This window comes from Mariluticola halotolerans, from assembly GCF_021611515.1.
Lineage (GTDB): Bacteria > Pseudomonadota > Alphaproteobacteria > Rhizobiales > Devosiaceae > Mariluticola > Mariluticola halotolerans.
Genome location: NZ_CP090960.1, coordinates 1,722,227 through 1,734,810, shown reverse-complemented (window position 1 = coordinate 1,734,810; position 12,584 = coordinate 1,722,227). Strand labels below are relative to the sequence as shown.

The following is a 12,584-nucleotide window of genomic DNA, read 5'->3' as shown; positions in this document are numbered from 1 at the left end:
GCAAGAGACATACTGTGACGGCACGAATAGGCGCGTCAGACTGGAACTGTCAATGAAGCTTGCCGGTTTTTGCTAAACTGGCTGGCTTCCCAAAACGGCGAGCAGCCGTGGATTGATCGAGCCGCTCTCGTTCATGCCTGTGCTGCGTTCGAATTCTTCGATAACTTCACGGGTGCGCGGCCCCATCAGGCCGTCGGGCACACCAACGTCATAACCAAGGCGGTTAAGGGCTGCCTGCACTTTTTCCACCACATTGCGGTCGGTAATGTCAGGGCCGGGATTGAAGTCCTTGGCCCATGTGCCGATCGGGGCAAAATTCGCCTTTATATCGATGGCACCGCTTTTCCAGCTGTCGATTTCCGCCTGCAAACGGCTCATTGTTTCCGCATCGAGCGAGCGGGCAATGTCGTCTCGCGCTTTCACCGCGCCCGCATCACCCTGATTGGCGGCAAGCGAGAACCATTTATACGAGGCCGACATGTTCTGCGGCACGCCAAGACCACGCGCATAAAGCATGCCCAGGTTGAACTGGCTGTCAGTCAGGCCGCGATTGGCTGCCCGCTCGAACCATTCTGCGGCCTGCGAGAATTCCTGGCTGCCCAGTTCACCGCTGGCATAAAGCGCGGCCAGATTATGCATCGACATGCGGTTACCCGCCTCAGCCGCGCGCTGATACCAGAGCCGGGCCTGCATCAGGTCCTTGTCGACACCCTTGCCATGTTCATAAAGATTGCCAAGGCGATATTCTGCCGGGGCAAAGCCCTGGGCGGCGGCGCGTTCATACCATTTGGCGGAAGCGGCAAAATCCTGCGCTACGGCCTGGCCTTCGCTATAAATCGCCGCGATTTCGAACTGGGCGCGCGGGTCTCCGTTTGCCGCTGCTTCCCGCAGTGCCAGCGGGCCGACATTTTCAGGCGGCAGTTCCAGTTTCACGCCCGGCGAAATCGGCGCAAATTCAAGTTTGTCGCTGGCCGCAGCCGTCGGGATAGAGCCGGTGCGGGTCAAATCCGCGTCCTGCGCACCATTGCTGGACAGCGCGGCGGGCAACCCCTGGGTCATCACGGCTTCTGTGGGCATGGTCATGCGCGTGAACGGATCCACCGAACCTGTGGGATCGGGATCAAGCAATTGCTGCTGTTCGACACCGGAGGCGGCGGGTGCAGCGGGAGCAGCCGGTTCTGGCGCGGGTTCTTCAACTGCAGGTGCAGCTGCGGCCGGCACATCATTGGAGTTGAGGCGGCGTTCAACCAGATTGAGCGCCAGCAGACTGACCACAACAAGCGCAGTCGCCAGCAAGAGCGGGCGGCGATGACGGCTGATAAAGCTCTGGCGCGGCGCGTCTTCATCATCTATCTGGCGCGTCTCGGCAGCAAAATCACTATGCGGCATATCGGCTTCGTCGGCCGATGCGCGGATATCGGGCTCCTTGCGGCGGGCCTCGGCCTTCAGCTTGGCCCGTGCCTTCTTTTCAGCGCGTGCCTGGGCCTTGCGTTCCCGTGCCGTGGGCGCGTCGTCTTCTGCCACATCCTCAGGGGCGTTTTTGCCATCCTGAAAACGGGCGAATGCCTTGGCAATCAGCGATTGTGAGCCGGTGCCGGTTTCTTCCTCGCGCTGGGCCGCGCGGCGGGCCGCTTCGATAAAGGTGGAACGGCTGACGCTATTGGTCGAATTGCGCGGCGTGCGCTCGCCCTCGGCGCGGCGGGGAGCTGGCGCAGGTTCAAAGGCCGGTGCCACGTCGTCATGCAGGCTCGAGCGCGGCTTGGCCGGACGCTCGACACTGTCGGGATCAAACGCCGATGCCGGGCGCGGCGCAACAGGTGCGTGCGGCGGTGTGGCAGCCTCGGGTTCGGGGGCGTCGGCAAAATCCGCAGCTGTTGCCTCATGCCGGGCCTCGGGTCTGAAGCTGGTTTCCGGTTCCGGCGGATAATCGGCACCAAAGCCCGGATCAATCAGCGGGCGGTCATCAACCGGGTTGATCCGCATCGCGTCATTAAGGGCATCGCCACGTGGTGCCGCCTGCCGGCTCTCATGGGCGCTGGCCGTCTGCAAGGCCGCGCGCACAGGCGATGGGGCGGGCGCTTCGGCCTGGGGACGGACAGTTGGCTGCGGAGCGGGTGCCACCGCCGGCTGGGTGACCGGTGCTGCGCTGCTGGAGATCGTCTCGTTAAGCGTCGCCTCAAGGCGCGCCAACCGGGCATCAACCTGGCGAATGCCTTCCTGCACCCCGGCAAAGTCCTGGGTGTGGTCGGCTTCATTGCCGGCTGCGAACAAGCGTGTCATGCGGTCTTCAAGCGCATCAAGCCCGGCATCGCTGAGGCCTGTGCTTTGTGCACCAACGCGGGAAACCGCCTCGGATGTGCGCTGGGCCACCAGTTCGGCCAGCGCCTCAAAATCAGGGGCGGGGGCCGCGGCAACGCCGTTCTCCTTGCCCGCATTGTTCTTGTAAAGCTTGGTGATGTCAGACAGCTGCTCGCCGGTCTGGTCCATGCGCGCCATCAATTGGCGGATCTGGGTTTCCAGCTGGCTGGCCGAAACATCATTGCCGGAAGCCGCGCCGAATTTCTGGTCGAGGCTGTCAATCTGGCTCTTGAGCGCCGAAAAGCGCGGCTCAATCGCATCGCTCACCGCATGGCGCAGGGTTTCGATATCGGCCTGCAAGCCGCCAACCGCCCCGCCATTGCCAAAATCCTCAATCTGGCCAACCCGCGCATTCAGCGCGTCGATCCGGGCAAGAATGGTGTTTGATGTGTCGCCACCCTTCATCGCCTGGGTCACATTGGCCATTTCTTGCGAAATGGTGCCCATTTCCTGGGTCAGCCGTTCAAGGTCGCCCGGGCTCAGCGCCAGGTTCTGCTCCAGCGTGTCGATGCGGTCATAGACATTGCGCACGCTCGCCTCGATGGCGGTCAGGCCCTTGCCCTGCGACGAGGACAATTCCTCCAGCCGCGTCATTGGCTGGTCGGCATATTGCTGCTGCAGGTCGCTCAGGTGTTCCACCGTCGCCACAAGCTTGTCGATCCGCAGGTTAAGATCGCCGCTTTGCTGGGGCTGGCTCACCATCCGCGCAATATTGGCCAGTTGCGCTTCCAGCCGCTTGACCTGGCCCGTCTCGCCAACAGCGCCCGCCAGCAATTCGATGACATGGGTAAGCTGGGCCACCTGTTCGGCGATATCGCGCAGGCTGGCCGGTGACTGGCCGCCATGGCGCAACTCGTCGCCGAGGCGCTCAAGCCGGTTGCTCATGTTATTGACGGTGGAGGACAGATCGCCGAATTGCTCGGGCTGCCTGTGCGGAATGTCATCATGGCGGCCGCGGATCTGTTCGATGGCGGCGGCGACGTCTTCATTGTCCCGGTCGCTGAAACGCTCTAGCGCCCGCGTGACCGATTGCAATGCCTCGCGCTGACGGCTCTGGCCACCATGCGGGGCCCAGCCAGCCGCAGCATTTCGCGGCGGTGTGCCCGGCGCCTGCTTGTGCGCCACCTGGGTTTCTACCTGATTAAGCAGGTCCACCAGGTCGGCACGCAATGCCTGCCAGTCCCCCGGGTTTTGCCGCCCTTGGGTCTGGTGCCAGTCATCATTGGGTTGGGCGCGGGCCATATATTCGTCCGGAACTCAAAATGCGACGCAATCAACCGCGCGCATGTGCGGCGTACTAGGAGACCTCAACTTGCAAAAACAAGGTAAATAACCCGTTAAGCTTGTTGCAAATTGGCAGCGATGCGCGCGCCTCGAATGTGAAAAATAATAGGTTTAACTGCGTAGTCGGGGTGATGTGTTGAACATTGTCCACATGAAATAACGCCATTTCGGGCCAGTTAAGGCGCATTTTGTAGCGTAAAAGGCAAAAAAAGCCGTCCGATAGATTTCATTTGCGCTAATATAAACCATGGTTCCGCATCAAGAGGCGCGTCGTTCTTGTAATGGCGGCGCGGGATGCGACGAAAAACTGGCAAGGGGATTTTTATGTTTAAGGAATTCAAGGAGTTTGCTCTCAAGGGCAATATGGTCGATCTGGCCATCGGTATCGTTATTGGTGCCGCATTCGGGGCCATCGTCTCATCGCTGGTTGATGACGTCTTCATGCCGGTCATCGGCCTGATTATCGGCGGCGTCGATTTCTCGGCCCTGATGCTCGGGCCAATGAGCATTGGCTTGTTCATCAATGCCGTGGTCAAGTTCATCATCATCGCGTTCGTTCTCTTCCTCGTGGTCAAGGGCATGAACAAAATGAAGAAAAAGGAAGAGGCCGCACCCTCTGCACCCTCCCGCGAAGAGGTTCTGCTGACTGAAATCCGCGATCTTCTCAAAACAAAGTAGGCGCACACCGCCAGACTTTTTCGAGCGCGACCGTCTCCGGATTTCCGGGGGCGGTTTTTTTGTGCGCCTTGTGCAGGAGCATTTGCACCTTGACGCGCCAATCTTAGGTAAATAAACCTATCAATAGGTAGTCGAGCGTACGTAGCTCCCTGCTCGGCATCCCTGAATACTTATCGCAAACTGCGGTCGTGATTTACCTGATGGGAGAAGAGGGCAAACACATAATCTGGCGTAATTTCCTAACATGTCACGAAAAATTTTACAGACATGTCAGCAAAACCGCCTCGGAGAGGGCATATGAGCGAGCAATCATATTATCAATCATTTTTAAACAGGGATCGTCTGATCCACATTATCGACCCGGACCTGGCCTCCTGTGAGGCCCTGAGTGTGCTCTTCCGGCTGGAAGGGTATCAGACAGCATTTTCGCTCGATAGCGAAGGATTTTTTTCCTCTATCGAGAGAGCGCATCCAAGCGTTGTGGTCTTGAATGTCTATATTGATGACGGGGCCGGGTTACGCACACTGAGCAAGATAAAGGCCATGCACACCGGCACGCCGGTCTTTGTCATCTCGGATCACAATGATGTCGGCGCGGCGGTTAACGCCATGAAGGCGGGTGCCGCCGATGTCATCACCAAGCCGCTTGATACCGAGCGGTTTCTCTGCGCTGTGCGCGAGGCGCTGCGCAGGGATGTGCAATTGGGCACATTGAAGGACGGGCGGCGGCCAATTGATATTCGCGGTTTCGGCCAGCTCACCCCGCGGGAGCGCGAGGTGCTGCAATTGATCAGCAATGGTCAATCCAACAAGGAAGCCGGGCGCGAACTGGGCATCAGCCCGCGCACGGTCGAGGTGCATCGCGCCAGGGTCATGGAAAAGCTGGGGGCCCGCAACACAGCGGACCTGATGCGGATCGTACTCACCAGCTGACCCGAAACCGCCCGCAATCCATCATCAGGGGCTGGTCAGCCTCCGATGGTGGGCAGGGTCAGGTCGCCGGAATTCAGCTTTTTCGCCGTCAGCTGCGACATGTCGATGTCGCGCGGCATATCGAGCGCCGTCCACACATTCAAAAGAGCTTCCGCAAGTTCGTCGATCATTTCGTCGGTATGCAGTGGCGTCGGCGTGATGCGCAGGCGTTCGGTGCCCTTGGGCACGGTCGGGTAATTGATCGGCTGGATATAGATATTGTGCTTTTCCAGCAGCATGTCGCTGGCCGCCTTGCATAGCCGCGCATCGCCCACAATCAGCGGCACGATATGGGTGTCGGTATGCATGACCGGCAGCCCGGCTGCCGAAAGTACATCCTTGGTCCGCTGCGCCTGACGCCGGTGCATGTCGCGTTCAACCTGCGAGCTTTTCAAATGCTCAATCGAGGTGCGGGCCGCCGCGCAAAGCGCAGGGGGCAGGGCAGTGGTGAAAATGAATTCCGGCGCATAGGAACGCACCGCATCGACAATCGATTGATTGGCCGCAATATAGCCACCCATAACGCCAAAGCCCTTGGCCAGCGTCCCCTCGATAATGTCCATCCGGTCCATCAGGTTGTCACGGTCGCAAATCCCGCCCCCGCGTGGGCCGTAAAGCCCCACCGCATGCACTTCATCAATATAGGTAAGCGCGCCGAATTCCTCGGCCAGGTCGGCAATCGCCTCGATCGGGGCAATGTCGCCATCCATCGAATAAACCGATTCAAAGCAGATCAGCTTTGGCCGCTGCCGCGGGATAGCAGACAGCAATTCACGCAAATGGGCCACATCATTGTGCCGGAAAATCTGCTTCTGCATACCCGAAAGCCGCACCCCGGCAATCATCGAGGCATGGTTGAGCTGGTCAGAGAGAATGACGCAATCGGGCAATAGCCGCGCAATGGTCGAAATCGCCGCTTCATTGGACACAAAGCCCGAGGTGAACACCAGCGCCGATTCCTTGCGGTGCAGATCGGCCAGCGAGCGCTCCAGCTCAACCAGCGGGCGGTTGGTGCCCGAAATATTGCGTGTGCCGCCTGCGCCTGCGCCCAGCTTGCCCGCAGTTTCCTGCATGGCTTTCACCACGCGTTCGCTTTGCCCCATGCCCAGATAATCGTTAGAGCACCAGATATTGATTTCGCGTGCGTTATCGGCACTGTCCCGGAATATTGCGCGCGGAAAACTGCCCGCAATCCGCTCCAGATCGGCAAAAACCCGGTAACGTTTTTCCTGCCGCAAGGCGTCCACCGCCTCTTCGAATATTCCGCGGTAATCCATATTCCGTGTTTCCTTGATCCGGCACCAATTCATGCCTTTCAACACGATCAGCGCAATAGCGGCACTGACATAGATCAAATGCCCGGTCAGCTTTTCGCTGGCATTCAACCTGAGTCGATGACGACTCTAGTGCCTCTAAGCCGTTGCTGCCAGTGCACTATGGTCGCAGTCTCTGGAACGGTTCTAACCCCTGAATAACCGAGATGCCATCCGTTTCTGACTGGAATGGCGCGACATTTCATACATTGGCGGTCACAGTTTCGTTAGCGCCCGGCGTCTTCATGCGGTCATCTGTGGCGCACACACGAAGGGCACAACACCTCGCCGCCCATCATCAACGCATTGGTAATGGGCCGCAAATTGGTGTTGAATGGCTTACCGTGCGGGGGAGGCAGACGAATGGAACAACAATTCGGTCTCTTGTGGAACTGGGTCACGCGCTGGCCTGATTTTCTTGTCGCCCTGCTGTTGTCTATCGGTTTGCCCCTCGATTCCTTCCGCATCAGCTGGACAATTATCCAGATGGCCATTCTGGTGCTGGCCTTCGCGCTGGCATTTGTCGCCGGCCGGGTCACAACGCCCCGTCTGGAAGAACGGATTCGCGCCGCCAAACTCGGCCCGAAACTCTTGCGCACCTCAGCGGTCATCCTGCGCCGGCTGACGGTGATCTATTTCGCGCTTTTCCTCTGGTTTGCGGTCCTCGCCATGCGCGCTGCCACCTGGGGCAGCCGTTCCTATTTTCTCACCCTCATGGCAACACTGGTCACCGCATGGGTGACGATATCCATCTCCTCGCGGATCATTCAAAACCGCACACTGGCGCGCATGGTGGAGGTCGGTGGCTGGGTGCTTGTCACCCTCAGCCTGCTCGGCATTCTGCCCGAGGCCATGACCCTGCTCGATTCGCTGGCGATTGACCTCAACGAATTCCACCTCTCCCTGCTCACCCTCATTCAGGGTGTTGTGATCTTGTCGCTGCTGGTCTGGGCCGCCTCCGTGCTCTCCCGCCTTGTCGACCGGCAGCTAAGCGCCATGGAGGATTTCACCCCCACCATCAAGGTGCTGATCGGCAAGATGGCCCGCTTCAGCCTGATCATCATTGCGGTGATGATCGGCCTTTACGCGGTGGGCATAGATTTCACCGCCCTGACGCTGATTTCCGGTGCCATTGGCGTTGGCCTCGGCTTCGGCTTGCAAAAAGTGGTGTCCAACCTTGTCTCCGGCATCATTCTCCTGCTCGATAAATCCATCAAGCCCGGCGATGTCATCACGGTGGGCGAAACTTTCGGCTGGATCACCTCGCTCAATGCCCGCTATGTCTCGGTCTCCATGCGCGATGGCCGCGAAATCCTCATTCCCAATGAAGATCTGATCACCCAGCAGGTGCAGAACTGGTCCTTCAACGACCCTTATGTCCGCATCGAGATCAAGTTCGGTGTCAGCTATGACAGCGACCCGCGTCTGGTGCGCCGCATCGCAGCGGAAGCTGCTGCATCCCACCCCCGCGTGGTCACCAGAGACGGGGATTACCAGGTCGCGTGCCACGTTATCGCCTTTGGCGATTCCTCGATTGATTTTGTCTTGCGCTTTTTCATCGCCGATCCGACCCAGGGCATCACCAATGTGCGCGGCGATGTGTTCCTCGCGCTCTGGGACACGTTCAAGGCGCATGATATCGCCATCCCCTATCCGCATCGCGAAATCATCATGCAACCGGAAAAACCGGCGCAAAAAGAACCGCTTGCCGACTAGGCGCTTGCCCGGCCACGTCGCACAACGTTAGCATCGGGTGATATGCTCGCGCCGGAGGAGAAACGCGATGACCAAAGATCAGTTTGCGCGCTACCCAAGCCTTGAAGGCATGCCCGTGGTCATCTCGGGCGGGGCCTCGGGCATTGGGGCCGATCTGGTGCGCCATTTCGCCGGGCAGGGGGCAAAGGTCGGTTTTGTCGATATTGCCGGCAAGCCGGGCGAGGCACTGGCTGATGAATTGAACAGCGCCGGCGCAACCGTCAAATTCACCCATTGCGATATCACCGATATCCCCGCCTATCAGCGTGCCATTGCCGGCTTTGCAAAAACCCATGGCGACGCGCTGGCGCTGGTCAACAATGCCGCCCATGACGAGCGCCACGCGCTTGAAGACCTGACCGAGGCCGACTGGGATCAGCGCGTCGCGGTCAATCTCAAACATGCGGTCTTCGCCATTCAGGCCGTCACCCCCGGCATGATTGCCGCCGGCAAGGGCTCAATCATCAATTTCGGTTCGATCAGCTGGATGATCCTGTCGGGTAATATGCCCGCCTACACCACCTCCAAGGCGGCCATGCATGGCCTGTCACGCTCGCTGGCGCGCGATCTTGGCCCCCATGGCATCCGTCTCAACACGCTGGTACCCGGCTTTGTCATGACCGAACGGCAATTGACCCACTGGATCGGCGACAAGGAGAACCGCCTGATCGATGAAACCCAGGCGTTAAAGGGCAGGGTATTGCCTGAGGACGTGGCGCGCATGGCCCTGTTTCTCGCCGCCGATGACAGCCGGATGATTTCGGCACAGGATTTTATCGTCGATGGCGGCTGGGCCCATGGCTGATCGCGGTTTTTGCCCTTCCGGTCACCAGCGTATTTCCCAATACGCGCCGGAGTGATAGGTTCGCCAAAGGCCACTCAAACACGATCCTGCCGCAATCTCGGCCTATGCCGCGCAGGAGAGCTTAAAGGGGATTGATTTCCATGAAAATTCAGGTTTTGGCCGCAGGCTTTGCGGTTCTGGCGCTTGGCGCCTGCACGACAACTGACCCGTATACCGGGCAGAGCAAACTTTCCAACACAGCCGGCGGCGCGCTGATCGGCGGCGGTGGCGGTGCCATTGCTGGTGCCTTGATCGGTGGTGCGACCGGCGGCGATGCCCGCGTTGGTGCCCTGATTGGCGCAGGCGTTGGTGCACTGGCCGGCGGCGCTATCGGCAATTACATGGATCAGCAGGAAGCTGAATTGCGCGCCCAGCTGCAGGGCACCGGCGTGTCGGTCACCCGCGTTGGCGACAATATCATCCTCAACATGCCCTCCAACATCACCTTCGATGTCGATCAGTCGGCCGTGCGGCCCGAATTCCGCTCGACCCTCACTTCGGTGGCGCTGGTCCTGCAAAAGTTCAACAAGACCGTTGTTGATGTTTATGGCCACACCGATTCAACCGGCTCGGAAGCGCACAATCTCGAATTGTCCCGCGCCCGCGCCCTGGCGGTTTCCAATGTCATTTCGGCCAATGGTGTCGATCCGCGCCGCTTCTATATCGATGGCCGGGGTGAAAGCCAGCCGATCGCCTCGAATGCGACCGAAAGCGGCCGGGCCCAGAACCGTCGCGTCGAAATCCAGATCACCCCGCTGCGCGGCTGATCTGAACGCATATCAAATTAATAAAGGCGCGGTCATCGACCGCGCCTTTTTTAATGTCCGATAGACTATTCGGGCTTACTGCGCTTCCACGCCCGTGGGCGCAACCGTGCCACCGCCAAGCCATTGCATCAAAATGATGCCCAATATCAGCAGGGCCATCACCACAAGCCCGATCCGCCACCAATTGGTCGGCCCGGTCGCCCCAATGGTCGGTTCGCCATAATGGGCCTGGGTAACAGTTTTCTCATTCGGCACGTCCAGCCGCGCTCCGGTCTCGTCCACAACGGCATCCGTTGCCACATCTTCTTCCGGCGCCTTCGGCATAACATCCCGGTTGTCATCGGCAGGGCGCGCGCCCACTGGTGCATCTTTGTTGAGTTCAGGCATTGCTCTGCCTCCCGATGGAGATATCGACATCGGTAATGCCATCATCCTGGGCATGCTTTTTGACCTCGGCAATTGCCTGATCAATTTCTTCCGGCGAGAAGCCCAGATTCTCGCTATTGGCCTGCTTGCCGGTCACCTTGGCCTTGAGTTCCTGCAACAGCGCAATTTTTTCCTGATGCGTCAGCAAGGTGCTATTGGCGATCTGCTGCGGCGTATAACTGCCACCTCCAGCGATATTGTCGATCTTCTGGCCAACCATAATAATCTCCTTCCGCCTTCAAAAACCTGCCCGAAGGCAGAACAACGTCATGCCAAATCAACGCGGCAGACGGGCGGAAGTTCCAAAAGAGCAAGGAGAGCGGGGGTAAAACCAGCGGAAAACTGGTGCTGCTGGAGAGATTCGAACTCTCGGCCTCTCCCTTACCAAGGGAGTGCTCTACCCCTGAGCTACAGCAGCATTCGACGTGTGGGATAAACGGTAAACCGTCTGAGCGTCAAAACCGCGCCGTTACTGCCATAGGCTTTGGGTCGACGCAAGGCCAAAAAGCTGGCACTTATCGCTTGGAGTAAATAAAGCCGTTTGTAACGACCATGAGCAAAACAACCGCAGCCGCCAGACGCGAACAAAAATTGGCCCAAAAGCTGAAAGAGAATCTTCTCCGACGCAAAGCTCAATCTAGGGCGCGTGCCGCCAATGGGGAGAGCAAAACCCCTGACACGGGCGCGACCCAGCCAAAAACGGAACCGGACACAGGCTCGGCCTGAACCGGGCAGAGAGAACGCTTTGCTTGAAGCTCAAGCGCGCTTGCGATAGGAACGCGCGGTTCAATGGGCGGTTTTTTGCCGTCGCCGGCATTGCCCCGGCAAAAAGGGAATTTGATTATGGATCGTATTCGAATCGTCGGCGGTAATGAACTGAACGGTGAAATCCCGATTTCCGGCGCCAAGAACGCGGCCCTGCCGCTGATGATTGCCTCGCTTCTGACCGACGAACCGCTGGTGCTCAACAATGTGCCGCGTCTGGCCGATGTCAAACAGCTTGAGCGTATTCTGGAAAATCATGGCGTTGATATCGCCGTGCATGGCCGCCGTCTCACCGATGATGATGAAGCCGGCCAGCAGATGACCTTCACTGCCCAGACCATTGTCGATACCTGCGCCCCTTATGAACTGGTCTCCACCATGCGCGCCAGTTTCTGGGTCATCGGTCCCTTGCTGGCCCGTGAGCACGAGGCGCGCGTCTCGCTGCCCGGCGGTTGCGCCATTGGCACACGGCCGGTGGACTTCTTCATTTCGGGTCTGAAACAGCTCGGTGCCGAAATTGATATTGATGAGGGCTATGTTGTTGCCCGCGCCCCCAAGGGTGGCCTGATCGGCGGCACCGTCAACCTGCCCAAGGTCTCGGTGGGCGCAACCCACACCATCATGATGGCCGCCACTCTGGCGCGCGGCACCACGGTGATCGAAAACGCGGCCATGGAACCCGAAATCACCAATGTCGCTGAATGTCTCGTTGCGATGGGTGCAAAAATCACCGGCATCGGCACCCGCACCCTGACCATTGAAGGCGTCGACAGGCTGCATGGTGCAACTGTTGATGTCATCCCCGACCGCATCGAAACCGGCACTTTCGCCATGGCCAGCGCCATGGCAGGCGGCAATGTGCTGCTGAGGGGCGGGCGCGTCGAACATTTGCAGTCCGCGCTCGATATTCTGGGCCAGGCTGGTGTGGATATCGCGCAGGAAGAGGGCGGCATTCGCGTGCAGCGCAATGGCAACGGGTTGCAGGCGGTCGATGTGGATATCGATCCGTTCCCCGGCTTCCCCACCGATTTGCAGGCGCAATATATGGCGCTGATGACCCGCTCCACCGGGGTCGCCAATATCCGCGAGACGATTTTTGAAAACCGCTTCATGCATGTGGCCGAGCTGGCCCGGTTTGGTGCCGATATTCGCGTCGAGGGGCAGGTGGCAACCGTCACCGGCGTGCCCGAATTGCGCGGGGCCCAGGTCATGGCCACGGATTTGCGCGCCTCGGTGTCTCTCGTCATCGCCGGCCTTGCCGCCACGGGCGAAACCATGGTCAACCGCATCTATCATCTCGACCGTGGTTTTGAGCGGCTGGAAGAGAAGCTGCGCCGCTGTGGCGCTGAAATCGAGCGGGTGCCGGGCTAACCCCGGTTGCAATCCCGCCGCCGAGTGACCAGATATGCGGCACTGCTAATA

Annotated in this window: 10 protein-coding genes and 1 tRNA gene; 6 read left to right on the top strand and 5 right to left on the bottom strand. The window is 59.3% G+C overall.

Translation table 11 applies throughout. The features are described from left to right. Window positions 1-72: 72 nt before the first annotated feature. On the bottom strand, window positions 73-3,600 hold the full coding sequence (locus L1P08_RS08275; protein ID WP_303616557.1) for a peptidoglycan-binding protein: 3,528 nt from the start codon (window positions 3,598-3,600) through the stop codon (window positions 73-75). A 336-nt stretch (window positions 3,601-3,936) separates the two neighbouring features. Between L1P08_RS08275 and mscL the strand changes: the two genes are divergently transcribed. After that, the gene (mscL, locus tag L1P08_RS08270) at window positions 3,937-4,320 is read left to right on the top strand and encodes a large conductance mechanosensitive channel protein MscL (protein ID WP_438268394.1); all 384 of its coding nucleotides are present in this window, start codon (window positions 3,937-3,939) and stop codon (window positions 4,318-4,320) included. 297 nt (window positions 4,321-4,617) lie between these two features. Then, window positions 4,618-5,253 carry a response regulator transcription factor gene (locus L1P08_RS08265; RefSeq protein ID WP_303616555.1) on the top strand — a complete coding sequence of 212 codons (636 nt, stop codon included), beginning with the start codon at window positions 4,618-4,620 and terminating at the stop codon, window positions 5,251-5,253. 35 nt (window positions 5,254-5,288) lie between these two features. Here the strand turns inward: L1P08_RS08265 and hemA are convergent, their stop codons facing one another. Further along, the gene (hemA, locus tag L1P08_RS08260; protein WP_303619521.1) at window positions 5,289-6,569 is read right to left on the bottom strand and encodes a 5-aminolevulinate synthase; all 1,281 of its coding nucleotides are present in this window, start codon (window positions 6,567-6,569) and stop codon (window positions 5,289-5,291) included. Window positions 6,570-6,968: 399 nt separating this feature from the next. Here hemA and L1P08_RS08255 point away from each other — a divergent pair, with 399 nt between their 5' ends. From L1P08_RS08255 to L1P08_RS08245, 3 genes are all read left to right on the top strand, one after another. Further along, window positions 6,969-8,321 (top strand): mechanosensitive ion channel family protein, encoded by a 1,353-nt coding sequence (locus L1P08_RS08255; protein WP_303616554.1) that lies wholly within the window; start codon window positions 6,969-6,971, stop codon window positions 8,319-8,321. Between the two features lie 67 nt (window positions 8,322-8,388). Beyond that, window positions 8,389-9,165, top strand: coding sequence for an SDR family NAD(P)-dependent oxidoreductase (locus L1P08_RS08250; RefSeq protein ID WP_303616553.1), 777 nt, complete (start codon window positions 8,389-8,391; stop codon window positions 9,163-9,165). Window positions 9,166-9,305: 140 nt separating this feature from the next. After that, window positions 9,306-9,971, top strand: a complete 666-nt coding sequence (locus L1P08_RS08245) for a YiaD family glycine zipper/OmpA-like lipoprotein (protein ID WP_303616552.1) — start codon at window positions 9,306-9,308, stop codon at window positions 9,969-9,971. A gap of 75 nt (window positions 9,972-10,046) precedes the next feature. On the opposite strand, the gene L1P08_RS08240 is transcribed toward L1P08_RS08245, so the two are convergent. The 3 genes from L1P08_RS08240 to L1P08_RS08230 form a co-directional block, all read right to left on the bottom strand. After that, on the bottom strand, window positions 10,047-10,358 hold the full coding sequence (locus L1P08_RS08240) for a hypothetical protein (protein ID WP_303616551.1): 312 nt from the start codon (window positions 10,356-10,358) through the stop codon (window positions 10,047-10,049). Beyond that, the gene (locus tag L1P08_RS08235; protein ID WP_303616550.1) at window positions 10,351-10,617 is read right to left on the bottom strand and encodes a hypothetical protein; all 267 of its coding nucleotides are present in this window, start codon (window positions 10,615-10,617) and stop codon (window positions 10,351-10,353) included. The genes L1P08_RS08240 and L1P08_RS08235 overlap by 8 nt, the downstream gene beginning before the upstream one ends. Window positions 10,618-10,740: 123 nt before the next feature. After that, window positions 10,741-10,815, bottom strand: a tRNA-Thr gene (locus L1P08_RS08230). A 425-nt stretch (window positions 10,816-11,240) separates the two neighbouring features. On the opposite strand from L1P08_RS08230, the gene murA reads away from it, so the two are divergent. Next, complete coding sequence (murA, locus tag L1P08_RS08225) at window positions 11,241-12,533, top strand: UDP-N-acetylglucosamine 1-carboxyvinyltransferase (RefSeq protein WP_303616549.1); 1,293 nt, start codon at window positions 11,241-11,243, stop codon at window positions 12,531-12,533. Window positions 12,534-12,584: the final 51 nt, after the last annotated feature.